We start from the raw sequence: 22,897 nt of genomic DNA, 5'->3' as shown, positions 1-22,897 counted from the left end.
GGCGGAGCCGCCTCGATGGCGCGCACGCCACGTGACCAATCTCACGGAAAATCCTTGACGACCGCCGGGGGTCCTCCTAGCCTTCTCGCAATAAGAAAAAGTAATTCCGCATAGCGGAAGAGTCGAGGCTCCAACCCCCTGAGGTGACATCATGGCCCGATCGGTCAGCGCGCCGACTCCGCGCCGCAAACGCAAGCACCCGGTCGACGAGCTCCTTCCTCCCGGCAAGCTGGCGGTCTACGGCGTCCAGCACGTGCTGGCCTTCTACGCCGGAGCGGTCATCGTGCCGATCCTGCTGGCGGGCGCCATCGGCCTCACCGACCAGCAACTGGTGCACCTGATCAACGCCGACCTCTTCACCTGCGGCATCGCGTCGATCATCCAGTCGGTCGGCTTCTGGAAGGTCGGCGTGAAGCTGCCCCTGCTGCAGGGCGTCACGTTCACCGCCGTGTCCCCGATGATCGCGATCGGGCTCGCTGCCGGCGGCGGGACCCAGGGGCTGGTGGTCATCTACGGCGCGGTCATCGTGGCCGGCCTGTTCACCTTCCTCATCGCGCCGTACTTCGGGCGCCTGATCCGGTTCTTCCCGCCGGTCGTCACCGGCACGGTGATCACGATCATCGGAATCGCCCTGCTGCCGGTCGCGGCACTCGACGCCGTCGGCGGTGGCTCGTCCCCGGACCCGACCAACGGCAGGTACCTGGCCTACGCGCTGGGCACCCTGGCGCTGATCGTGCTCATCCAGCGCGTCTTCCGCGGGTTCATGGCCACGATCGCGGTCCTGGTCGGCCTGGTCGTCGGCACGCTGGTCGCCTGGGCGCTCGGCGACGCGCACTTCTCCGCCGTCGGCGAGTCCGCCTGGGTCGGCGTCACGACGCCGTTCTACTTCGGCTGGCCGCAGTTCAGCGTCGCCGCGGTCATCTCGATGATCGTCGTCATGATGATCACCGCGGTGGAGACCACGGGTGACGTCTTCGCCACCGCGGAGATCGTCGACAAGAAGGTCGGCAAGGACGACATCGCTCGCGCGTTGCGGGCGGACGGGCTCGCCACCACGCTCGGCGGCATCCTCAACTCCTTCCCCTACACCTGCTTCGCCGAGAACGTCGGGCTGGTCCGGCTGACCCGAGTCAAGAGCCGCTACGTCGTCGCGGCCGCCGGCCTCTTCATGATCATCCTGGGCCTGCTGCCCAAGGCGGGCGCGATCGTCGCCGGCATCCCGCACCCGGTCCTCGGCGGCGCCGCCCTCGCGATGTTCGCCACGGTCGCGGTGGTCGGCGTCCAGACCCTGGCCAAGGTCGACTTCAACGACCACCGCAACATCGTCATCGTCGGCACCAGCCTCGGGCTGGCCCTGCTGGTCACCGCCCAGCCCGACATCGCCAAGGCCGTGCCCCCGTGGGCGCAGATCATCCTGGGCAGCGGCATCACGCTGGGCAGTCTCACGGCGATCCTGCTCAACGTCGTGTTCCACCACGTGGGCAGGAGCCGCGGGCCCGCGGTCGCAGGGACCCCGGGGCACGGCGACATCCGGCTCTCGCAGGTCAACGAGATGAGCAAGGACGATTTCGTCCGGGCCTTCGGCAAGATCTTCCAGGGCCCCACCTGGGCGGTCGAGAACGCCTACGCGCAGCGCCCGTTCACCGACACGCACGCCCTGCGCACGGCGTTCCAGGACGCGCTGTTCGGGGCGACACCCGAGCAGCAGCGCGATCTCATGACCCACTACCCGGCGCTGGGGTCGCAGGCCGTCGCCGAGGGCGAGGCCGGGGAGATGTCCGCCCGGGACCAGGAGGCCGTGGGGCTCACCCGGCTCGCCGACGAGGACCACGAGGAGTTCCGGGAGCTGACCTCGGAGTACGAGTCGAAGTTCGGCTTCCCGCTGATCGTCTGCGTCCGGGACGTGCGCGACCGCAACCAGATCCTGCAGCAGGGGCGGACCCGGCTGCACAACTCGCCCACGCAGGAGCACGCCGCCGCACTGATCGAGATCGCGAAGATCGCCGGCCACCGCTTCGACGACCTGGTGGCCGACGCCAATCCGATCCACACCGCCCGCACCCAGCGCTACGAGAACCTGCAGAACTGATGCACCGACGCCCATCACAGGACGCCCCGCCGGCCGGCGGCCTCGACCGCTTCAACGCGCTGCCCGAGGAGGAGGCGCGGCGGGCGCTGCTGACCTGCTGCTCCTCGCCCCGGTGGGCGCAGCGGCTGGCAGCCGGCCGGCCCTACGGCTCGCCGGCGGAGCTCTACGAGGCCGCGGACCGCGCGCTCGACGACCTGACCGATGCCGACCTCGACGACGCGCTCGACGGCCACCCCCGGATCGGGGAGCGCCGCGACGGCGACGCGGCCTCGGCCCGCGAGCAGTCCGCCGTCGGGCGGGCCGACGCGGCGACGCGGCGGGCCATCGCGACCGGCAACGAGCGCTACGAGCAGCGCTTCGGCCAGGTGTACCTGGTCGCGGCAGCCGGACGCAGCGCCGAGGACCTCCTCGACGACCTGCACCGCCGGCTCACCAACGACAGCGAGACCGAACGGGCCGTGCTCCGCCGGGAGCTGGCCGCGATCAACAGGAGCCGGCTGGCCCGGCTGGTGGAGGAGGGAACGTGACCAGCGCCGTGACCACGCACGTGCTCGACAGCGCACACGGCAGACCGGCGGCGGGGGTGCCGGTGCGCCTGGAGCGGCTGTCCGACGGCGGCTCGGACGTGATCGCCGTCCTCGCCAAGTCGCACACCGACGCCGACGGGCGGGCCCGTGACCTCGGCCCCGGCACCGCCGAGGCGGGCACCTACCGGCTCGTCCTCGACACCGGCGCCTACTTCGCGGCCACCGGTCAGCGCGGCTTCTACCCGGAGGTCGCCGTCACCTTCGCCCTGCCCGGCCCGGAGCGGCACTGCCACGTGCCGGTGCTGCTCAGTCCTTACGCCTACTCGACGTACCGCGGGAGTTGACCGATGTCCATCGTTCTGGGACCCAACCAGTACGGCAAGGCGGAGAACCGGGTCGTGCGGATCTACCGCGACACCGACCGCCACGAGATCCGCGACGTCAACGTCTCGACGTCGCTGCGCGGGGACTTCACCGACGCGCACACCACCGGCGACCAGGCACGTGTGCTGCCGACCGACACGCAGAAGAACACCTGCTACGCCTACGCCAAGGAGAAGGGCCTCGGTGAGATCGAGACCTACGCGCTGGATCTGGCCACGCACTTCGTCGACGACATCGAGCCCGTCGATGGGGCGCGGGTCGTGGTCGAGGAGTACGCCTGGAACCGCGTGAACATCGCCGGGGCCGAGCACCCGCACACGTTCGTGCGCAGCGGGCAGGAGGTCCGGACGACCCAGGTCACGGTGGAGGGCACGGGCGCGGACCAGCGGGTCTGGGTGGTCTCCGGGCTCAAGGACCTGATGGTGCTCAAGTCGACCGGTTCGGAGTTCCGGGGCTACCTGCGTGACGGCTACACCACGCTGCGCGAGACCGGCGACCGGATCATGGCCACCTCGCTGGTCGCCCGGTGGCGCTACGTCGGGACCGGCGGTGACGGGGGCATCGACTGGGGCAAGGCCTACGCCGACATCCGGCAGATACTGCTCGCGCGGTTCGCCGAGGTGCACAGCCTCGCGCTGCAGCAGACGCTGTGGGAGATGGGCCGGGCGGTGCTCGTCACGCACCCCGAGGTCGCCGAGATCATGCTCTCGGCGCCGAACAAGCACCACTTCCTCGTCGACCTGGGTCCCTTCGGCCTGGAGAACCCGGGTGAGGTGTTCCACGCCGACGACCGGCCGTACGGGCTGATCGAGTGCAACGTGGCCCGCGACGACGCCCCCGCGGCAGGCCCGGCGTGGCAGACCGTGGCGGGGCTGTCGTGAGCGCCGGGACGACGGTCGGCACCGACGAGCGCTGGCTGAGCGAGGCCGTGCGGCTCGCGGTCGGCAACGTGGCCGACGGCGGCGGCCCGTTCGGGGCCGTCGTGGTCGAGGGCGGGGCGGTGCTGGGCCAGGGGGTCAACCGCGTCACCCGCGACAACGACCCGACCGCGCATGCCGAGGTCGTCGCGATCCGGGCGGCCTGCCGGGCGCGCGGTGACTTCAGCCTGGCCGGCACGGTGCTGTACGCCTCGTGCGAGCCGTGCCCGTTGTGCCTGGCCGCGTCGCTCTGGTCGCGGGTCGACCGCGTCGTCTACGCCGCCGACCGCTACGACGCCGCCCGCGGCGGCTTCGACGACCTGGAGTTCTACCGGCTGTTCGCCACCGAGCGGTCGGAGTGGAAGACCGAGGTCGCCGCCGTGGATGTCCCGGGCGCCATCCGCCCGTTCGAGGCCTGGCTCGCCAAGGCCGACCGGGTCCAGTACTGAGGGCCCGCTCGACCCTGAGGCCTGCTCGTCAGGGCCGAAGCATCAACCCTGAGAACGGGGAACACCTGATGAAATTCCTCCAGCCGACCACTCTGGACGAGGCCCTGGCGGCGAAGGCGGAGCATCCGCACGCCCTGCCGATCGCCGGTGGGACCGACGTCATGGTCGAGCTCAACTTCGACAAGCACCGCCCCGCCGCGCTGCTGGACCTGAACCGGGTGGACGAGCTCGCACAGTGGGCGCCGGAGGACGGGCACATCCGGCTCGGTGCCGGCGTCAGCTACACCCGGGTGATCGACGAGCTGGCCGACCGGCTGCCCGGCCTTGCGATGGCCGCCCGCACGGTCGGCTCGCCGCAGATCCGCAACCGCGGGACCGTGGGTGGCAACCTCGGCGCCGCCTCCCCGGCCGGCGACTCGCACCCCGCACTGCTCGCGGCCGATGCGGTCGTCGAGGTCGCCTCGGTGCGGGGCACCCGGCAGATCCGGGTCACCGACTTCTTCACCGGGGTCAAGCGCAACGCGCTGGACCGCGACGAGCTCATCACGGCGATCCTGATCGCCCCATCGACCGGGCCGCAGCAGTTCTGCAAGATCGGCACCCGCAACGCGATGGTGATCGCGGTGTCGGCCTTCGGCCTGGCACTGCACCCCGAACGCCGGCGCGTCGGCACCGGTATCGGCTCGGCCGCGCCCACACCGCGCCGGGCGCACGGAGCCGAGGACTTCCTCTCCGCGGCCCTGGACGACGAGGGGCTGTGGGACTCCCGGGCGGAGCTGCCGGAGACGCTCGCGACCGAGTTCGGCGGCCGGGTCCGTGACGCCGCCTCGCCCATCGACGACGTGCGGGGCAGCGCCGCCTACCGCCTGCACTCGCTGGCGGTGATGGCCCGCCGGGCGCTGGCCTGGGCCTGGCACGACTACCGCACCTCCACCAGCGACGGAAGGGCCTAGATCCGATGCGCATCCAGATGACCGTCAACGGCGTCGACCGGACCGCGGACGACGTGTGGGAGGGCGAGTCGCTGCTCTACGTGCTGCGGGAGCGGATGGGACTGCCCGGTTCGAAGAACGCCTGCGAGCAGGGCGAGTGCGGCTCGTGCACCGTCTACCTCGACGAGGTTCCGGTCTGCTCGTGCCTGGTCGCGGCCGGGCAGGGGCGCGGCCGCGACGTGCGCACCGTCGAGGGCCTCGCCGACGGCCCCGACCTGCACCCGGTGCAGCAGGCCTTCGTCGAGGCGGGCGCGGTGCAGTGCGGGTTCTGCACCCCCGGCCTGCTCGTGCAGACCCACGCGCTGCTCGCGACGTCGCAACGCCCGTCGGACGCCGAGATCCGTGAGGCGCTGGCCGGGAACCTCTGTCGGTGCACCGGCTACGAGAAGATCCTCGACGCGGTGCGGCTGGCGGCCGACCGGATGGCGGTGCCGGAGGCAGGGCCATGAGGACCGTCGTGCTGGAAGGCGCCACCGTCGCGACCGTGGACGCCGGCCGGACGGTGTTCGAGGACGGACACGTCGTGATCCACGGCGCGTACATCGTGGCCGTCGGACCCGGTCCGGCGCCGGACGCCCCGGGTGCCCGGTGGGTGGACGCCACCGGCTGCCTGGTCACGCCCGGTCTGGTGAACACCCACGAGCACCTCTACCAGTGGGCGACCCGCGGGCTCGCGGTCGACGAGACCCTGTTCGGCTGGCTGACCGCGCTGTACCCCGTGTGGGCCGGTCTCGACGCCGAGATCACGCACGCGGCGGCGCGGGCCGCGATGGCCTGGCTGGCCCGCACCGGGTGCACCACGACCAGCGACCACCACTACGTCTTCCCCCGGGACGGCGGTGACCTGCTCGGGGCAGAGGTGGCGGCCGCGGCGGAGGTCGGTCTGCGGTTCCACCCGAGCCGGGGTTCGATGGACCTCGGGCACAGCTCTGGCGGGCTGCCCCCGGACGACGTCGTGGAGGACATCGACGCGATCCTGACCGCGACCGAGACCGCGATCGACCGGTTCCACGATCCGTCGCCGGAGTCGATGCTGCGCATCGTCGTCGCGCCGTGCTCGCCGTTCTCGGCGACCGGTGAACTGATCAGACGGTCCGCGGAACTGGCCCGCGCCCGGGGTGTGCGGATGCACACGCACCTCGCCGAGACCGCCGACGAGGACGAGTTCTGCCGGGAGCGTTTCGGTTGCTCCCCGGTGGAGTACGTGGAGAGCCTCGGCTGGCTGGGGCCGGACGTATGGCTGGCGCACGCGATCCACCTCGACGACCCGGCCGTGCGCGCCCTGGCCGCGACCCGCACCGGGGTGGCGCACTGCCCGTCGTCCAACGCGCGGCTGGGGGCGGGCATCTGCCGCACCCGCGACCTGCGCGACGCCGGTGTCCCGGTCGGGCTCGGCGTCGACGGGGCGGCGTCCAACGAGGCCGGCTCGTTGCTCGAGGAGGTGCGCCACGCCCTGCTGTTCGCCCGGGCCCGCGGTGGCCCCCGGGCGCTGACCGTGATGGACGCCCTCGAGATGGCCACCATGGGCGGCGCCCGGGTACTGGGCCGCGAGGCCGAGATCGGCTCGCTGGAGCCGGGCAAGCTCGCCGACCTGGCGGTGTGGCGGCTGGACACGCTGCCGCACATCGACATCGCCGACCCGGTGGCCGCCCTTGTCCTGGGCGCGCCACCCCCGCTGGAGCTGCTGCTGGTCCACGGACGATCCGTCGTCGAACGCGACCGCGTGGTCACCGTCGACGAGGCCGAGTCGGCCTGCGCGGCCCGTCGCAGCCATCAGACCCTCCTCACCCGAGCCGGAGTCACCTCATGAGCACACCCACCCGAACACCTACCGGCGCCCCGCGCGAGCTGGCGGGCCCGACCACCGGCGGCGTGGGCGCGAACGCCCAGCGGCCGGACGCCGCGCTCAAGGTGACCGGCGAGTTCGCCTACGGCAGCGACCTGTGGACCGACGACATGCTGTGGGGTGTCACGCTGCGCAGCCCGCGGCCCTACGCCCGGATCCGGTCGATCGAGATCGGCGAGGCGCTCGCCGTTCCGGGCGTGCACGCGGTGCTCACCGCCGAGGACGTCCCGGGCAGGAACGTGTGCGGTCTGGAACTGTCCGACCAGCCGGTGCTCGCCGAGGGCGTGGTCCGCTACCAGGGTGAACCGGTCGCGTTGGTCGCCGCCGACCACCCGGAGATCGCCCGGCAGGCGGCCAAGAAGATCCGGGTCGACTACGACGTGTGGGAGCCGGTCACCGACCCGATGGCCGCGCTCGGACACCCGACCTGGAACCAGGTGCACGATCAGCCGGCCGAGGTGTCCGGGCTGAGCCGGGAGAGCGCCCCCATCCACCCGGACGGCAACCTCGTCCGCCACCTCAAGATCCGCAAGGGCGAGCCCGCACCGACCGCCGACGTGGTGGTCACCGGCGAGTACACGGTCGGGATGCAGGACCAGGCGTTCCTCGGCCCGGAGTCGGGCCTCGCGATGCCCGCCGAGGACGGCGGGGTCGACCTGTACGTGTCCACCCAGTGGCTGCACGTGGATCAGAAGCAGGTCTGCGCGGCGCTCGGGCTGCCCCTGGAGAAGGTGCGGCTGACCCTGGCCGGGGTCGGCGGCGCGTTCGGCGGCCGCGAGGACCTCTCGATGCACGTGCACGCCTGCCTGCTCGCGCTGCGCACCGGGCGGCCGGTGAAGATGGTCTACGACCGGGAGGAGTCGTTCTTCGGCCACGTGCACCGGCACCCGGCGATGATGCGCTACGAGCACGGCGCCACCCGCGAGGGGAAGCTCGTCCACGTCAGGTGCGAGATCTACTTCGACGGCGGGGCCTACGCCTCCAGCACCCCGGCGGTGGTGGGCAACGGCGGCACGATGGGCATCGGCCCGTACGTGGTGCCGAACGTGCACGTCGACGCCTACGGCGTCTACACCAACAACCCGCCGTGCGGCGCGATGCGCGGCTTCGGCTCGGTGCAGGCCGCCTTCGGCTACGAGGCGCAGATGGACAAGCTCGCGGCCGCGCTGGGTATGGATCCGGTCGAACTGCGCTGCCGCAACGCGATGGAGCTGGGCTCGGAGTCACCGACCGGCCAGATCGTGGACAGCCCGGCCCCGGTGGCCGAGCTGTTGCGCCGGCTGGAGGCGATGCCCCTGCCCCCGGAGCACGGCGCCGGCACGGCCCCGGACCTGCGCGATCTGCCCGGCGGGGTCGGCAACACCACGCACGGCGAGGGCGTCGTGCGCGGGGTCGGGTACGCCGTCGGTTACAAGAACGTCGGCTTCTCCGAGGGCTACGACGACTACTCCACCGCCCGGGTACGGCTCGAGGTGATCGGCGGCGCCCCGGCGGTGACCGTGCACACCGCGGCGGCCGAGGTCGGGCAGGGCCTGGTCACGATCGAGCAGCAGATCTGCCGCACCGAGCTCGGCGTGGACGAGGTGGTGGTGCACCCGAAGGACACCGGTGTCGGCTCCGGCGGGTCGACCTCGGCCTCCCGGCAGACCTACATGACCGGTGGCGCCGTCAAGGCGGCCTGCGAGCAGGTCCGGGAGCAGCTCTTCGGCCTGGCGCAGCAGCGGCTCGGCCGCACCGTGGCCGACCTGCGCCTGGAGGGCGGCAAGGTGGTGAGCGACCGGCAGGGCGTGCTCGGGGCGCTGGCCGACATCCTGGGGGACGAGGTGATCGAGGAGACCGTCGAGTGGCGGCACCGGCCCACCGAACCGATCGACCCGGAGGCCGGCCAGGGGTTCGCGCACGTGCAGTACGCGTTCGCCGCACACCGTGCGGTGGTCGACGTCGACGTCGAGCTGGGGCTGGTCAAGGTCGTCGAGCTGGCCTGCACCCAGGACGTCGGCAAGGCGATCAACCCGGAGGCGGTGATCGGGCAGATCCAGGGCGGCACCGGGCAGGGCCTGGGGCTGGCGGTGATGGAGGAGATCCTGGTGAAGGGCGGTGAGATCCGGAACCCGTCGTTCACCGACTACCTGATCCCGACGATCCTGGACATGCCGCCGATGCGGATCGAGGTCCTCGAGTACCCGGACCCGCACGCCCCCTACGGGCTGCGGGGGGTCGGGGAGCCACCCACGATCTCGTCCGGCCCCGCGGTGGTGGCGGCGATCCGGCAGGCCACGGGGCGGGCGCTGACCCGGGTCCCGGTCCGCCCCGAGTACATCACCGGGACGTGACGGCGGTGCCCAGGATGTTCCTCAACGGCACGGCGATGGCCGGCGGGGCCGATCATCATCTGGTCGGTGACGCCCCGCTGGTCGCCAAGACCCGGACGGCGCCGAGGTACCGATTTCACGCCGTCGCCGACGCGTACCCGGCCCTGGAGTACGTCGGGGACGGTGGCGCACGGGTGGTGGGCGAGGTCTACGACATGCCCTACGAGCAGCTGCGCGAGGTGCTGCTGCCCGGCGAGCCCGACGGCCTCGAGCTCGGCGTCATCGAGCTCGAGGACGGCTCGGGGGCCCTGGCGATGGTGCTGCGCCGGGTGTATCGGGCCGCGCCGACGCTCACGGACATCTCCGAGACCGGATCGTGGCGCGACTACAAGGAGGGCCGTTGACCACGACGGACGTACACCGAGAACGGCGTTACCGCGGTTCTCCGCCCGGACCTCCACCGCAATGCCGTTCTCGATGACCGGCCGAGCGGGGTCAGGCCGGCGATTCCGCCCGCAGGGCGACCGCCAGCTCGTCCGCGGACCGCAGCAGCAGCCGGCCGACGTCGGCCACCCGCTCGGTGGTCAGCCGTCCGGACGGCCCGGACACGGAGATGGCCACCGGCAGCGGGGAGTCGCCGACCGGGACGGCGACGCAGCGCACGCCCATCTCCTGCTCGCCGTCGTCGATCGCGTAGCCGCGTTCCCGGATCCGTCCGAGCTCGGTCAGCAGGTCGTCCGGGGTGGTGATCGTCTTCTCGGTCTGTGCGGGCATGCCGGTGCGCCGGACGATCTGGCGGATCTCGTCTGCCGGGAGCGTGGACAGCAGTGCCTTGCCCACGCCGGTGCAGTGCGGCAGCACGCGGCGGCCGACCTCGGTGAACATCCGCATCGAGTGCGGGGAGGGCACCTGCGCGACGTAGACGACCGAATCGCCCTCGAGCATGGCGAGGTTGGCGGTCTCGCCCACCTGCTGGACCAGCGCGTCGAGGTGGGGCCGGGCCCAGGTGCCGAGCATCCGCCCGGCCGCGTCTCCGAGCGGGATCAGGCGCGGCCCGAGCGCGTAGCGACGCGACGGCTCCTGACGCAGGTAGCCGCGGTTGACCATGGTGCGGACCAGCCGGTGGATGGTCGGCAGCGGCAGCCCGGAGCGGGCGGCCAGCTCGGACAGCCCCAGGGTCCCGCCGGCCGAGACCATCAGCTCGAGCAGGTCGAGCGCGCGGTCCACCGACTGCACGCTGTTGACGTCGCGCACCTTCGCGGGCCGCGACTCCTCCGCCTCACGGATGATTTCTTCCACGAAGCGAAAACTACCAGCAGGGACTCCGGCGCGCCTCTTGACGGTCTACGACCCCGATCCTAGTCTCTTCCATATTGCAGAATGAGCTTTCCGAATGACGGAAGTGGGAGCATGCCTCATCAGCTCAGGTACGAGGTCAACTGCTCGATCCTGTTCACCGAACTGCCGCTGCTGGAGCGCCCCGGGGCCGCCCGCGCGGCCGGGTTCGACGCCGTCGAGTTCTGGTGGCCGTGGCCCGAGGAGCCGGTGCCCGCCGACCGCGAGGTCGACGCCTTCGTCGGTGCGGTCCGCGACGCCGGCGTGCAGCTGGTGGGGCTCAACTTCTTCGCCGGCGACCTGGCCGGCGCCGACTGCGGCGTGCTGTCGCTGCCCAAGCGGTCCGCCCAGTTCCTGGACAACCTCGCGGTCGCCGTGGGCATCGGGGAGCAGCTCGGGGTGAGCGCGTTCAACGCGCTGTACGGCAACCGGGCCGAGGACGTCTCCCCCCAGGAGCAGGACGAGCTCGCCACGCAGAACCTCGTCGAGGCCGCCGCCGCGGCCGCCCGGATCGGCGCGACCGTCCTGATCGAACCGTTGAGCGGCCCGAAGCCCTACCCGCTGCGCACCGCCGCGGACGCCGTCGCGGTCGTCGACCGGGTGCGCGCCGCGGGCGCGTCCCACGTGGCGTTCCTCTGCGACCTGTACCACCTGGCCACTAACGGCGACGACGTCGACCGGGCCATCGCCGAGCACGCCGACGCGGTCGGCCACGTCCAGATCGCCGATGCCCCCGGCCGCAACGAACCCGGGACCGGCGAGCTGCCGCTGGACCGCTGGCTGACCGACCTGGAACGCGCCGGCTACGGCGGCTGGGTCGGGCTGGAGTACAGGCCGTCCGGCGCGAGCGCCGGCGCATTCGACTGGCTGCCCCGGGAGAGGAGAAGGGCATGACCACCACCGTCGCCGTCATCGGCCTCGGCATCATGGGCGGCCCGATGGCCGCCAACCTGATCAAGGCGGGTCACCGCGTCGTGGGCTACAACCGCAGCCCCGAGCCGGTGCGCCGGCTGCAGGACGCGGGTGGCCACGGCGCCGGCAGCGTGGCCGAGGCGGTCCGCGTGGCCGACGTCGTGATCACCATGCTGCCCGACTCCCCGGACGTCGAGGCGGTCGCGCTGGGCCAGGACGGGACGGGTGCGGACGGGATCTACGCGAACGCGCGGCCCGGCACCCTGCACATCGACGCCAGCACGATCCGCCCCGACGTCGCCCGCCGCCTCGCCGAGGCCGGCCGCGAGCGCGGCGTCCGGGTCCTCGACGCCCCGGTCAGCGGCGGCGAGCCGGGCGCGGTGGAGGGCACCCTCTCGATCATGGTCGGCGGGGATGCCGCCGACGTCGAGGCCGCCCGGCCGGTCCTGGAAGCCGTCGGACGCACCATCGTGCACGTCGGCCCGCACGGCTCCGGGCAGACCGTCAAGGCGGCCAACCAGCTCATCGTGGCCGGCAACATCGCGCTCGTCGCCGAGGCCGTCGTCTTCCTCGAGGCGCACGGTGTGAACACCGCGGCCGCCGTCGAGGTGCTGGCGGGCGGCCTCGCGGGCAGCACCGTGCTCGACCGTAAGGGCCACACGATGCTCGCCCGCGACTTCACCCCGGGCTTCCGCGTCGAACTGCACGACAAGGACCTCGGCATCCTCACCGCCGCCGCCCGCGAGGCCGGTGTGGTGATCCCCCTCGGGGCGCTCGTCGCCCAGCTCATGGCGTCGCTGAAGGCGCGGGGTGACGGCGGCCTCGACCACTCCGCCCTGCTCACCCTCGTCGAGCAGCTCTCCGGCCGGTCGGCCGGCCCTCCCAGCTGAGAAGGAGCACGCCCATGCCTCGGATGAGCGCCATCGATGCGGCCGTCGCGATCCTCGACCGCGAGGGCATCCGGCACGCGTTCGGCCTGCCCGGAGCGGCGATCAACCCCTTCTACGCGGCGATGCGCCGCCACGGCGGCATCGACCACGTGCTCGCGCGGCACGTCGAGGGGGCCTCGCACATGGCGGAGGGCTACACCCGCGCCGCCGCCGGGAACATCGGTGTCTGCGTCGGCACCTCCGGGCCCGCCGGCACCGACATGATCACCGGGCTGTACTCGGCCTGGGCCGACTCGATCCCCATCCTGTGCCTCACCGGGCAGGCGCCGGTGGCCCGGTTGCACAAGGAGGACTTCCAGGCCGTCGACATCGCGTCGATCGCCGCCCCTGTCACCAAGATGGCGATGACGGTCCTGGAACCGGCCCAGGTGCCCGGAGCGTTCCAGCAGGCCTTCCACCTGATGCGGTCCGGCCGCCCGGGACCGGTGCTGATCGACCTGCCCTTCGACGTCCAGCTCGCCGAGATCGACTTCGACCCGGACACCTACGCGCCGCTGCCGGTCTACCGGCCCGCCGCGACCCGGGCACAGATCGACAAGGCACTGGACATGCTCGAGCGGGCGGACCGCCCGCTGATCGTCGCCGGCGGCGGGATCGTGGGCGCCGACGCGGCCGACCTGCTGGTCGAGTTCGCCGAGCTCGTCGAGGCGCCGGTCGTGCCCACGCTGATGGGCTGGGGCGCCATCCCGGACGACCACCGGTTGATGGCCGGGATGGTCGGGCTGCAGACCGCGCACCGCTACGGCAACGCGACGATGCTGGCCTCGGACTTCGTGCTCGGCATCGGCAACCGGTGGGCCAACCGGCACACCGGCGGGCTGGACACCTACCGGGCCGGGCGGACGTTCGTCCACGTCGACATCGAGCCGACCCAGATCGGCCGGGTGTTCGCCCCCGACTACGGCATCGTGTCCGACGCCCACGCGGCGCTGGAGCTGTTCGTCGAAGTGGCCCGGGAGCGGCGGGCCGCCGGCCGGCTGCCCGACCGCGCCGAGTGGGTGGCCTCGTGCCGCGAGCGTCGCCGGACGATGCAGCGGCGCACCCACTTCGACGACATGCCGATCAAGCCGCAGCGGGTGTACGAGGAGATGAACCGGGCCTTCGGCCGCGACGTCCGCTATGTCAGCACGATCGGGCTCTCCCAGATCGCCGCGGCGCAGTTCCTGCACGTCTACGCACCGCGGCACTGGATCAACTGCGGCCAGGCCGGCCCACTGGGCTGGACGATCCCGGCCACGCTCGGCGTGTGCGTCGCCGACCCCGGCGCCACGGTGGTGGCGTTGTCCGGCGACTACGACTTCCAGTTCATGATCGAGGAGCTGGCCGTCGGCGCCCAGTTCCACCTGCCCTACATCCACGTCGTGGTGAACAACGCCTACCTGGGCCTGATCCGGCAGGCGCAGCGCGGGTTCGACATGGACTACTGCGTGCAGCTGGCCTTCGACAACATCAACTCACCCGAGGTCGGCGGGTACGGCGTCGACCACGTCAAGGTGGCGGAGGGCCTGGGCTGCAAGGCGATCCGGGTGATCGAGCCCGATGCGCTGCAGGGCGCGTTCTCCGACGCCAAGAAGCTGATGGCCGAGCACGGCGTGCCGGTGGTCGTCGAGGTGATGCTGGAGCGGGTCACCAACATATCGATGGGCACCGAGATCGACGCCGTCGCCGAGTTCGAGGAACCGGCCACCATCGGCGCGCACGCGCCGACCGCGATCGCCCTGCTGGACTAGCCGTGCGCGTCGTCGTCGCCCCGGACAAGTTCAAGGGCTCGCTGTCCGCACCCGAGGTCGCGGCGGCGGTGGCCGACGGGCTGCGCCGCGGCGACCCGGGCGTGGAGGTGGTGTGCACGCCGGTCGCGGACGGCGGGGAGGGCACCGTCGACGCGGCGCTGGCGGCCGGGTGGTCGCCGGTGCCGGTCGACGCGACCGGGCCTACGGGGGAGCCGGTACGGGCGACCTACGCGGTGCGCGACGGGACCGCGCTGGTCGAGCTCGCCGACGTGGTGGGGCTGCGCCGGCTGCCCGCGGGGAGGCCCGCGCCGCTGACCGCGACGACCGCCGGGCTGGGCACGGTGGTGCGCCACGCCGTCGAGCACGGCGCCCGGCGGGTGGTGCTGGCCGTCGGCGGCAGCGCGTCCACCGACGGCGGCGCCGGGCTGCTCCGCGCGCTCGGCGCCCGCCTGCTCGACGCCCGCGGCGCGCCGCTGCCCGACGGCGGGGCCGCGCTGCGCGAGCTGGCCGCGCTGGACCTGGCCGGGCTGCACTCCGGTCTCGCCGGCGTGGACGTCGTGGTCGCCTCCGATGTGGACAACCCGCTGCTCGGCGCGGGCGGGACCGCCGCGGTGTACGGGCCGCAGAAGGGCGCGTCGGAGGCGGACGTCGCGGTGCTCGGGCAGGGCCTGGAGCGCTGGGCGAGCGTGGTGGCCGCCGTGACCGGCCGCGACCTCGCCGGGGCTCCCGGGGCCGGGGCCGCAGGCGGGTGCGCCTTCGCCGCGATGGCCGTGCTCGGCGCGGAGATCCGCCCCGGCATCGGGCTGATGCTCGATCTCGTCGGATTCGCGGGTGCCGTCGCGGGCGCCGACCTGGTCGTGACCGGGGAGGGGTCCCTCGACGAGCAGAGCCTGCACGGCAAGGCGCCGGTCGGCGTGGCCCGGGCCGCTGCGGCGGCGGGGGTCCCGGTGGTGGCGGTGGCCGGCCGCTGCCTGCTCGACCACGACCGGCTGCGCGCCGCCGGGATCATCGCGGCCTACCCGCTGACCTCGTTGCAGCCCGATCCTCGCCGGTGCATGAGCGAGGCGGCTGGGCTGTTGGTCCAGGTCGGCGAACGGATCGCCGTCGACCGGCTCGCGCCCGGCTCCGGTGCGGCGGGGGCGGACGCGCCCGCCGGCCCACGACAGGAGCGCACCGCCCCACCCGGGCCCGACGTGGAGCGAGCCGGCTCCGCTGCCGGCCACGGCCGGCCCACCGGTGCCCCTGTCCCGGGCGGTGGCGACGGCGCGGGAAGGAGCCCCGTCGATGACCGCTCCTGACCCCGTGCTCGACCTCACCGTCCGTGCCCGCCGGGTGCTCACGGCCGAGGGGATGCGCCCCGCCTGCGTCGCGGTGGACGGCGGACGCATCGTCGCGATCGAACCGTTCGACAACGCCCCGGCCGCGGCGAGCAGCATCGAACTCGCCGACGACGAGGTGCTGCTGCCCGGGCTCGTCGACACCCACGTGCACGTCAACGAGCCGGGCCGGACCGAGTGGGAGGGTTTCGCCACCGCCACCCGGGCCGCCGCGGCCGGCGGGGTGACCACGCTGCTGGACATGCCGCTGAACTCCGTCCCACCGACCGTCGACCCGGACGCGCTGCAGGTCAAGCGGGCCGCAGCCGCCGACCAGGTCCACGTCGACGTCGGCTTCTGGGGCGGTGCCGTGCCGGCGAACGTCGGCAAGCTCGCCCCGTTGCACGAGGCCGGGGTGTTCGGCTTCAAGTGCTTCCTGCTGCCGTCGGGGGTGGCGGAGTTCCCGCCGCTGGACCCGGGTGGCCTCACCGAGGCGCTGCGGGAGGTCCACGCCCTGGACAGCCTGCTGATCGTGCACGCCGAGGACTGCGGCGCGGTCGAGCAGGCCCCGGCCGCGCACGGTCCGGCCTACGCCGACTTCCTGCGGTCCCGGCCCCGTCGCGCGGAGAACCTGGCGATCGACCAGGTCGTCGATCGGGCGCGGCGCAGCGGCGCCCGGGTGCACGTGCTGCACCTGTCCAGTTCGGACGCCCTCCCGACGATCGCGGCCGCGCGTGTGGAGGGTGTCGCGCTCACCGTCGAGACCTGCCCGCACTACCTGACCTTCAGCGCCGAGGAGATCCCCGACGGCGCGACCCGGTTCAAGTGCTGCCCGCCGATCCGGGAGGCGGCCAACCGGGAGTCGCTCTGGGCGGGCCTGGCCGACGGCACCATCGACTGCGTCGTCTCCGACCACTCGCCCTGCACACCCGAGCTCAAGCGGTTCGACTCCGGCGACTTCGGCCTCGCGTGGGGCGGCATCGCGTCCCTGCAGGTGGGGCTGCCGGCCGTGTGGACCGAGGCGCGGCGGCGCGGGCACGGCCTCGCCGACGTGGCGCGCTGGATGTGCACCCGGCCCGCGGAGATCGCCGGGCTCACCGGCAAGGGACGGATCGCCGCCGGCTGCGACGCGGACCTCGTCGCGTTCGCCCCCGACGCGGAGTTCGTCGTCGACCCCACGACCCTGCACCACCGCCACCCGGTGACCCCCTATGCCGGCCGGACGCTGCACGGCGCGGTCCGTGGCACCTGGCTGCGGGGTGTCCCGGTCGACGGCCGCGCGCCGCACGGCCGGTTGCTCACCCGGGAAGGAGCCTGACGTGCCGACCGACGCGTCGTTCACCGAACTGCCCGACCTCGCCTCGCGGCACCTGGGCGGCAGCGTGGTCTGGGCCAACGACGAGCTGTTCGCCGAGCGGGAGAACCTCATCCGCCCGGAGGCACCGACGTTCTCGGCCGAGAGCTTCGGGCACAAGGGCAAGGTCTACGACGGCTGGGAGACCCGCCGGCGTCGCGAGCCCGGCCACGACGAGGCCGTGGTCCGGCTGGGCGCGGCCGGGGTGGTGTACGGCGTCGTCGTCGACACCGCGTTCTTCCGCGGGAACTACCCGCCGCACGTGTCGGTCGAGGCCACCTCGGTGGAGGGCTACCCCTCGCCCGAGGAGCTGCGGCAGGCCGGCTGGGAGACCCTGGTCGCGAGGACCGAGGCGCGCGGTGACACCGCCAACCTCTACCCGGTGGCCGACCGGCGCCGCTGGACCCACGTCCGGCTCTCCATCTACCCCGACGGTGGCGTGGCCCGGCTGCGCGTGCACGGCGAGGTGCTGCCCGATCCGCGACTGCTGCACGGGACGGTCGACCTGGCCGCGCTGGAGAACGGCGGGACCCTCCTCGCCTGCTCGGACGCGTTCTACTCGTCGCCGGTCAACCTGATCGCCCCCGGCCGGGCGCGGATCATGGGCGAGGGCTGGGAGAACGCCCGGCGCCGCGGCCCCGGGAACGACTTCGCGACGTTCCGGCTGGTCGCCGCGGGGGAGCTCGCCCGCGTCGAGGTCGACACGTCCTACTTCGTCGGCAACGCGCCGGGCTGGGTGAAGGTGTCGGCGGCGGACGAGGCCAAGGGCGATCTCGACGACCCCGCGTCGTGGTGGGACGCCGTGCCCCGCACGCGCGTGCAGCCCGACACCCGGCACCACTACCTCGTCCACGACACCCGGCCGGCCACCCATGTGCGCCTGGACGTCTACCCCGACGGTGGGCTCACCCGGCTGCGCGTGCACGGCACGATCACGCCGGACGCGCACGCCGCCCTGGCCCGCCGCTGGTGGGCGGCCCTACCCGCCCCCCACCGCGCGGCGATTCCCGATCAGGAGCCGAGCTCCTGACCCCACCCCTGACCGTGTTGTGGAGCCATGACGCGCTGGAGCGGGGGCGCTGATGGGGGTGGTCACAGCATTCGGCCCAGGCGGGTGGCCTGATCGAGCAGGACCGGAAGGAAGTCGCGGCGCATCTCCTCGACGGTGACCCGGGCGCTCGACGCGCTGACGCTCATCGCCGCGACCGTGCGCCCGCGGGTGTCGAGGACCGGGACGGCCATCGCCCGCATCCCGAGCTCGAGCTCCTCGTCGCTCATCGCGAACCCGTCGGCGCGGGCGGCCTCGACCGCCCGGGTGATCTCGGCGGGGTCGACCAGCGTCTTCGCGGTGCGCCGCTCCGGTCGGCTCCGGGTCAGGAACCCGGCCACCGCCTCGTCCGGCAGCTCGGCGAGCAGCACCCGCCCGGTCGCCGAGCAGTGCCCCGGCAGTCGCGCGCCCACCCGCACCCCGGTGGAGACGATCCGCTCGGCCTCGGCGCGGGCGACGAACACCGACCAGCCGTCCTCCCACACCGCCAGCGACACCGACTCGGCGAGCGCATCCCGCGCGGCGACGAGATGCGGCTGTGCGAGTGCGGGCAACGACGCGGTGTCGAGATAGGCCCCGCCGAGCCGCAGCATCCGCGGCGTGGGGCGGAAGTACTTGCCGTCGTGGGTCAGATATCCGAGCTCGGTGAGCGTCAGCAGGCAGCGCCTCGCCGCGGCCCGGGTGACGTCCGTCAGCCGGGCCGCCTCGGCCACCGTGAGCTGCGACGACGTCTCCCCGAAGGCCTCGATGACGGCCAGCCCCTTGGCCAGCCCGGCCATGCCCTCGGGGGCGCGCGCGGGAGCGGCGGATCCCGGCGAGTCCTTGACACCGTCCGAACCGTACCGCTCTACTGTTCGAGAAATAGACACGAGTTCGTTATACGAACACTTTCGGCTCCCGTCAAGGGAGCGCACCGGCGCGAGGAGGCGTGGTGACGAGCACGACCGAGCTTCCGGACTGGCCCGACGGCCTGACCCGGATCCCCTACTGGGCCTTCCAGCGGGAAGACGTCTACGCCGCGGAGCAGGAGAAGCTCTTCCGCGGCCCGTACTGGAGCTACCTGTGCCTGGAGGTGGAGGTCAGCTCACCCGGGCAGTTCCGGACCAGCTTCGTCGGCGACACCCCGGTGATCGTCGCCCGGGACGCCGACGGCGAGCTCTACGCGTTCGAGAACCGCTGCGCCCACCGCGGCGCGCTGCTCGCCCTCGACGACAAGGGCACCGCCAAGGACTTCACCTGCGTCTACCACGCCTGGACCTACAACCTGCAGGGCGACCTGACCGGGGTGGCGTTCAAGGACGGCATCAAGGGCAAGGGCGGGATGCCCGAGTCGTTCTGCATGGAGGCCCACGGCCCGCGCAAGCTACGCCTCGCGGTCGTGCACGGCCTGGTGTTCGGCAGCTTCTCCGACGACGTCGACGACATCGAGGACTACCTCGGTGACGAGATCATGGGTCGTATCGAGCGGGTGCTGGGCGGGCGCACGCCCGTGGTCCTCGGCCGTTTCACCCAGATGCTGCCCAACAACTGGAAGCTCTACGTGGAGAACGTCAAGGACTCCTACCACGCGAGCATCCTGCACCTGTTCTTCACGACGTTCGAGATCAACCGGCTGTCCCAGCGCGGCGCGATCATCGTCAGCGAGGACGGCGGGCACCACGTCAGCTACTCCGCGATCGACCGCGAGGCCGAGCGCGACGCCGCCTACTCCGAGCAGAACATCCGCTCCGACAGCGGCTACCGGCTCGCCGACCCGTCACTGCTCGAGGGGTTCAGTGAGGTCGGCGACGACACCACGCTGCAGATCCTGTCGACCTTTCCCGCCTTCGTGCTGCAGCAGATCCAGAACTCGGTCGCGGTCCGCCAGATCCTGCCCCGCGGGGTCGAGAGCACCCAGCTGAACTGGACGCTCCTCGGGTTCGAGGAGGACACCCCGGAGCAGCGCAAGGTCCGGCTGAAGCAGGCCAACCTGGTCGGTTCGGCCGGCTACATCTCCATGGAGGACGGCTGCGTGGGCGGTTTCGTGCAGCGCGGGGTCGCCGGCGCCTCCGACGAGGCCGCGGTGCTCGAGATGGGGGGCGCGGCCGCCGAGTCGAGCGAGAGCCGGGTGACCGAGGCGTCGATCCGGGGCTTCTGGAAGGCCTACCTCGCGGGGATGGGGATCCGTCCGGAGGTGCAGGCATGAGCGGGGACGTCTTCCGGCTGATCGCCCAGGCCCAGGCCGCCTACGCCCGCTGCATCGACTCGGACCGGCTCGAGGAGTGGCCGGACTTCTTCACCGAGAAGTGCTTCTACACCGTCACCACCGCCGACAACCACCGCGAGGGCCTGGAGGCGGGCCTCATCTGGGCCGACACCCGGGGCATGCTCACCGACCGGGTGTCGGCGCTGCGCGAGGCCAACATCTACGAGCGGCACAGCTACCGGCACATCCTGGGCCAGCCGTTCATCCTGGACTCCGACGGCGAGGACGGCGAGGGCGTGCGGTGCGAGACGCCGTTCCTGGTCGTCCGCATCATGCGCGACGGGACCACCGACCTGTTCGCCTCGGGCCGCTACCTCGACCGCTACCTCGTCGACGGCGACGCCGTGCTGCTCGCCGAGCGCGTCGTCGTCTGCGACAGCTCGCGGATCGACACCCTGCTGGCGCTGCCGCTGTGACCGCGGCGGCACCACTGCGGCCGCGGGTGCTGCTCACCGTCGGCGACCCGAACGGCATCGGCCCCGAGGTGGCGGTCAAGGCAGCCGCGGCGCTGACCGACGAGCCGGACCTGGCTCCCGTCGTGGTGGGTGACCACGAGGTCGTCGAGCCGCACGCGGTGCGGGCCGGGCTGCGGATCCGCCACACCGACGGTTCCGCGGAACCGCGGTCCGGGGTCCTGGACCTGCTGCCCGTCGCGGCGCTGCCGCCCGGTGAGTTCCTTCCCGGGACGGTCAGCGCCGAGGCCGGCGCGGCGACCGTCGCCTACCTCGCGGCCGCGGTGGACGCCGCGGCGCGGGGCAGGGGCCGGGCGATCGTGGCGTGCCCGCACTCGGAGACCGCGGTCAACGCGGCGGGCATCCCGTTCGACGGCTACCCGGGGCTGCTCGCCGAGCTCTCCGGGGTCACGCGCGACCGGGTCTTCCTGATGCTGGTCGGGGGCGGACTGCGGATCGTGCACGCGACCCTGCACGAACGCCTGGGCGACGCGCTGGACCGGCTCACCCCGGACCTGGTCGAGGCGGCCGCGCGGGCCGCGGCGGACTTCCTGGCCGCCGCGGGGGTCCTCGCGCCCCGCATCGGCGTGTGCGGGATCAACCCGCACGCCGGTGAGGGCGGCCTGTTCGGCGACGACGACGAGCGGGTCACCGCCCCGGCCGTCGCCGCGCTGCGCCGCGACGGGATCGACGCGACCGGCCCGCTCGGCGCCGACCTGCTGCTCGGGCCCGACCGCCGCGACGGGTTCGACGCGTTCGTCGCGATGTACCACGACCAGGGGCACATCCCGGTCAAGCTGCTCGCCGGCCGGACCGCCGCGGCCCTGTCCATCGGCGCGGGCCTGGCGTTCTCGAGCGTCGGCCACGGCGCCGCCTTCGACATCGCCGGGCGCGGCGTGGCCGACCCGGAGGCCGTGCTCCGCGCGGTGCGCCTGGTCGGCGGCGTGCGAGCCCCCCAACCTGTGGAGGTGTCCTGATGGCCCACGACGTCCGCGTCGCGGGGACCGAGATCGTGTTCGGATGCGAGCCCGGCGAGTCCGTGCTCGACGCCGCCGAGCGGGCCGGGTTCACGATGCCGTACTCCTGCCGCAAGGGCGTGTGCTCGACCTGCGAGGGCGGGCTGAGCGCCGGTACGGCCGACGTCCGCGGCCGCGGGGAGCTCGAGGGCCCGGCCGACGGCGTCCTGCTGTGCCAGGCCCGGCCGCGGACGGACGTCGAGATCGCCCCGCAACGGATCGCCCGCCGGGAACCGCCGGCCCGCAAGACCGTCACGGCGAAGGTCCACAAGATCACCCACCCGGCCGACGACGTCGCGGTGGTCCAGCTCCGGTTCCCCACCGGGGTCCGCGCGAGGTTCCGGGCCGGCCAGTACCTCACGGTGGCGCTGCCGGACGGCGACACCCGCAACTACTCGATGGCCAACCCGCCGCACCAGAACGACGGCGCGTTGCTGCACGTGCGCCGGGTGCCCGGCGGCCGGTTCTCCGGCGAGATCCTCTCCGGCCTGGCCAAGGGCGACACCCTGCAGGTGGAGCTGCCCTTCGGCGAGTTCTGTCTCGACCCCGACTCCGACCGCCCGGTGCTGCTGCTGGCCACCGGCACGGGCTTCGCCCCGGTCAAGTCCATCGTGGAGGACCAGAGCAAGCGCGGCGACGGCCGCCCGCTGCACCTGTACTGGGGCGCCCGGCGGCGGGCGGACCTCTACCTCGCCGACCTGGCCACACAGTGGGCGCAGCGGTACGACTGGTTCACCTTCACCCCGGTGCTGTCCGACCCCGACACCGAATGGGCCGGACGCAACGGCCCCGTGCACCGTGCGGTGCTCGCCGACCACCCCGACCTGCGCGGCCACGAGGTCTACGCCTGCGGCAACCCCGCGATGACCGCCGCGGCCCGCGCGGAGTTCACGGCCGGCGCCGGGCTGCCCGCCGACCGGTTCTTCTCCGACGCGTTCGTCCCGTCCGGGGACGCCCCGTCCGTCGTACCCGCCTGATCCGCAGGCCGGAGACGGCCCAGCGCTGATCCACCTCTCCCTTCCC

The 22,897-nt window shown here is 73.0% G+C and carries 22 protein-coding genes; 20 read left to right on the top strand and 2 right to left on the bottom strand.

Annotated features, from left to right (window positions below; translation table 11 throughout):
- The first annotated feature begins 151 nt into the window (after window positions 1-151).
- The 10 genes from uraD (HF519_RS03985) to HF519_RS03940 all read left to right on the top strand — a co-directional run bounded on the left by uraD (HF519_RS03985) (window position 152) and on the right by HF519_RS03940 (window position 9,920).
- Window positions 152-2,089, top strand: coding sequence for a 2-oxo-4-hydroxy-4-carboxy-5-ureidoimidazoline decarboxylase (uraD, locus tag HF519_RS03985; RefSeq protein WP_169410245.1), 1,938 nt, complete (start codon window positions 152-154; stop codon window positions 2,087-2,089).
- Window positions 2,089-2,616: a 2-oxo-4-hydroxy-4-carboxy-5-ureidoimidazoline decarboxylase gene (uraD, locus tag HF519_RS03980; RefSeq protein ID WP_169410244.1), complete on the top strand. Its 528-nt coding sequence runs from the start codon at window positions 2,089-2,091 to the stop codon at window positions 2,614-2,616. The genes uraD (HF519_RS03985) and uraD (HF519_RS03980) overlap by 1 nt, the downstream gene beginning before the upstream one ends.
- A complete protein-coding gene (gene uraH, locus HF519_RS03975) occupies window positions 2,613-2,960 on the top strand; it encodes a hydroxyisourate hydrolase (protein WP_312859886.1) in 348 nt (115 codons plus the stop codon). The genes uraD (HF519_RS03980) and uraH overlap by 4 nt, the downstream gene beginning before the upstream one ends.
- Window positions 2,961-2,963: 3 nt before the next feature.
- A complete protein-coding gene (gene pucL / locus HF519_RS03970) occupies window positions 2,964-3,881 on the top strand; it encodes a factor-independent urate hydroxylase (protein ID WP_169410243.1) in 918 nt (305 codons plus the stop codon).
- Window positions 3,878-4,366 carry a nucleoside deaminase gene (locus HF519_RS03965; protein ID WP_169410242.1) on the top strand — a complete coding sequence of 163 codons (489 nt, stop codon included), beginning with the start codon at window positions 3,878-3,880 and terminating at the stop codon, window positions 4,364-4,366. The genes pucL and HF519_RS03965 overlap by 4 nt, the downstream gene beginning before the upstream one ends.
- A 68-nt stretch (window positions 4,367-4,434) precedes the next feature.
- Window positions 4,435-5,319 (top strand): FAD binding domain-containing protein, encoded by an 885-nt coding sequence (locus HF519_RS03960; protein WP_169410241.1) that lies wholly within the window; start codon window positions 4,435-4,437, stop codon window positions 5,317-5,319.
- Window positions 5,320-5,324: 5 nt separating this feature from the next.
- The gene (locus tag HF519_RS03955) at window positions 5,325-5,807 is read left to right on the top strand and encodes a (2Fe-2S)-binding protein (protein ID WP_169410240.1); all 483 of its coding nucleotides are present in this window, start codon (window positions 5,325-5,327) and stop codon (window positions 5,805-5,807) included.
- The gene (locus HF519_RS03950; protein ID WP_169410239.1) at window positions 5,804-7,168 is read left to right on the top strand and encodes an 8-oxoguanine deaminase; all 1,365 of its coding nucleotides are present in this window, start codon (window positions 5,804-5,806) and stop codon (window positions 7,166-7,168) included. The genes HF519_RS03955 and HF519_RS03950 overlap by 4 nt, the downstream gene beginning before the upstream one ends.
- The gene (pucD, locus tag HF519_RS03945) at window positions 7,165-9,537 is read left to right on the top strand and encodes a xanthine dehydrogenase subunit D (protein ID WP_169410238.1); all 2,373 of its coding nucleotides are present in this window, start codon (window positions 7,165-7,167) and stop codon (window positions 9,535-9,537) included. Before HF519_RS03950 ends, pucD begins: the two co-directional genes overlap by 4 nt.
- Before the next feature lie 14 nt (window positions 9,538-9,551).
- Complete coding sequence (locus HF519_RS03940; protein WP_211169523.1) at window positions 9,552-9,920, top strand: allophanate hydrolase-related protein; 369 nt, start codon at window positions 9,552-9,554, stop codon at window positions 9,918-9,920.
- A 91-nt stretch (window positions 9,921-10,011) separates the two neighbouring features.
- On the opposite strand, the gene HF519_RS03935 is transcribed toward HF519_RS03940, so the two are convergent.
- Window positions 10,012-10,806: an IclR family transcriptional regulator gene (locus HF519_RS03935; RefSeq protein WP_312859890.1), complete on the bottom strand. Its 795-nt coding sequence runs from the start codon at window positions 10,804-10,806 to the stop codon at window positions 10,012-10,014.
- Window positions 10,807-10,926: 120 nt separating this feature from the next.
- On the opposite strand from HF519_RS03935, the gene HF519_RS03930 reads away from it, so the two are divergent.
- From HF519_RS03930 to alc, 6 genes are read left to right on the top strand one after another with little or no spacing between them, the layout of a single operon-like run.
- On the top strand, window positions 10,927-11,745 hold the full coding sequence (locus HF519_RS03930) for a hydroxypyruvate isomerase family protein (RefSeq protein WP_169410236.1): 819 nt from the start codon (window positions 10,927-10,929) through the stop codon (window positions 11,743-11,745).
- Window positions 11,742-12,653 (top strand): 2-hydroxy-3-oxopropionate reductase, encoded by a 912-nt coding sequence (locus tag HF519_RS03925; RefSeq protein ID WP_169410235.1) that lies wholly within the window; start codon window positions 11,742-11,744, stop codon window positions 12,651-12,653. The genes HF519_RS03930 and HF519_RS03925 overlap by 4 nt, the downstream gene beginning before the upstream one ends.
- Window positions 12,654-12,667: 14 nt before the next feature.
- A complete protein-coding gene (gcl, locus tag HF519_RS03920) occupies window positions 12,668-14,443 on the top strand; it encodes a glyoxylate carboligase (protein WP_169410234.1) in 1,776 nt (591 codons plus the stop codon).
- A gap of 2 nt (window positions 14,444-14,445) precedes the next feature.
- Entirely contained in the window at window positions 14,446-15,741 is a 1,296-nt protein-coding gene (locus tag HF519_RS03915; RefSeq protein WP_169410233.1) for a glycerate kinase, read from the top strand.
- Window positions 15,728-17,077, top strand: a complete 1,350-nt coding sequence (gene allB / locus HF519_RS03910) for an allantoinase AllB (RefSeq protein ID WP_169410232.1) — start codon at window positions 15,728-15,730, stop codon at window positions 17,075-17,077. The genes HF519_RS03915 and allB overlap by 14 nt, the downstream gene beginning before the upstream one ends.
- A gap of 1 nt (window position 17,078) precedes the next feature.
- A complete protein-coding gene (gene alc / locus HF519_RS03905) occupies window positions 17,079-18,143 on the top strand; it encodes an allantoicase (RefSeq protein WP_312859885.1) in 1,065 nt (354 codons plus the stop codon).
- A gap of 62 nt (window positions 18,144-18,205) precedes the next feature.
- Here the strand turns inward: alc and HF519_RS03900 are convergent, their stop codons facing one another.
- Window positions 18,206-19,030: an IclR family transcriptional regulator domain-containing protein gene (locus tag HF519_RS03900; RefSeq protein ID WP_312859884.1), complete on the bottom strand. Its 825-nt coding sequence runs from the start codon at window positions 19,028-19,030 to the stop codon at window positions 18,206-18,208.
- Window positions 19,031-19,092: 62 nt separating this feature from the next.
- Here HF519_RS03900 and HF519_RS03895 point away from each other — a divergent pair, with 62 nt between their 5' ends.
- From HF519_RS03895 to HF519_RS03880, 4 genes are read left to right on the top strand one after another with little or no spacing between them, the layout of a single operon-like run.
- Window positions 19,093-20,346 (top strand): aromatic ring-hydroxylating dioxygenase subunit alpha, encoded by a 1,254-nt coding sequence (locus HF519_RS03895; RefSeq protein ID WP_312859883.1) that lies wholly within the window; start codon window positions 19,093-19,095, stop codon window positions 20,344-20,346.
- Window positions 20,343-20,822, top strand: coding sequence for an aromatic-ring-hydroxylating dioxygenase subunit beta (locus tag HF519_RS03890; RefSeq protein ID WP_169410229.1), 480 nt, complete (start codon window positions 20,343-20,345; stop codon window positions 20,820-20,822). Before HF519_RS03895 ends, HF519_RS03890 begins: the two co-directional genes overlap by 4 nt.
- Window positions 20,819-21,835, top strand: coding sequence for a PdxA family dehydrogenase (locus HF519_RS03885; RefSeq protein ID WP_169410228.1), 1,017 nt, complete (start codon window positions 20,819-20,821; stop codon window positions 21,833-21,835). Before HF519_RS03890 ends, HF519_RS03885 begins: the two co-directional genes overlap by 4 nt.
- Complete coding sequence (locus HF519_RS03880) at window positions 21,835-22,851, top strand: 2Fe-2S iron-sulfur cluster-binding protein (protein ID WP_169410227.1); 1,017 nt, start codon at window positions 21,835-21,837, stop codon at window positions 22,849-22,851. Before HF519_RS03885 ends, HF519_RS03880 begins: the two co-directional genes overlap by 1 nt.
- The last annotated feature ends 46 nt before the right edge of the window (window positions 22,852-22,897 follow it).

This window comes from Pseudonocardia bannensis, assembly GCF_012911875.1.
Lineage (GTDB): Bacteria > Actinomycetota > Actinomycetes > Mycobacteriales > Pseudonocardiaceae > Pseudonocardia > Pseudonocardia bannensis.
This window is presented reverse-complemented; position numbering and strand designations above follow the sequence as displayed.

Coding starts and splice junctions, on each gene's coding strand:
- HF519_RS03960 (WP_169410241.1), top strand. CDS start 4,435: ATGAAATTCCTCCAGCCGACCACTCTGGACGAGGCCCTGGCGGCGAAG.
- uraD (WP_169410245.1), top strand. CDS start 152: ATGGCCCGATCGGTCAGCGCGCCGACTCCGCGCCGCAAACGCAAGCAC.
- uraD (WP_169410244.1), top strand. CDS start 2,089: ATGCACCGACGCCCATCACAGGACGCCCCGCCGGCCGGCGGCCTCGAC.
- HF519_RS03890 (WP_169410229.1), top strand. CDS start 20,343: ATGAGCGGGGACGTCTTCCGGCTGATCGCCCAGGCCCAGGCCGCCTAC.
- HF519_RS03950 (WP_169410239.1), top strand. CDS start 5,804: ATGAGGACCGTCGTGCTGGAAGGCGCCACCGTCGCGACCGTGGACGCC.
- HF519_RS03940 (WP_211169523.1), top strand. CDS start 9,552: ATGTTCCTCAACGGCACGGCGATGGCCGGCGGGGCCGATCATCATCTG.
- HF519_RS03930 (WP_169410236.1), top strand. CDS start 10,927: ATGCCTCATCAGCTCAGGTACGAGGTCAACTGCTCGATCCTGTTCACC.
- pucD (WP_169410238.1), top strand. CDS start 7,165: ATGAGCACACCCACCCGAACACCTACCGGCGCCCCGCGCGAGCTGGCG.
- HF519_RS03880 (WP_169410227.1), top strand. CDS start 21,835: ATGGCCCACGACGTCCGCGTCGCGGGGACCGAGATCGTGTTCGGATGC.
- pucL (WP_169410243.1), top strand. CDS start 2,964: ATGTCCATCGTTCTGGGACCCAACCAGTACGGCAAGGCGGAGAACCGG.
- allB (WP_169410232.1), top strand. CDS start 15,728: ATGACCGCTCCTGACCCCGTGCTCGACCTCACCGTCCGTGCCCGCCGG.
- gcl (WP_169410234.1), top strand. CDS start 12,668: ATGCCTCGGATGAGCGCCATCGATGCGGCCGTCGCGATCCTCGACCGC.
- HF519_RS03925 (WP_169410235.1), top strand. CDS start 11,742: ATGACCACCACCGTCGCCGTCATCGGCCTCGGCATCATGGGCGGCCCG.
- HF519_RS03955 (WP_169410240.1), top strand. CDS start 5,325: ATGCGCATCCAGATGACCGTCAACGGCGTCGACCGGACCGCGGACGAC.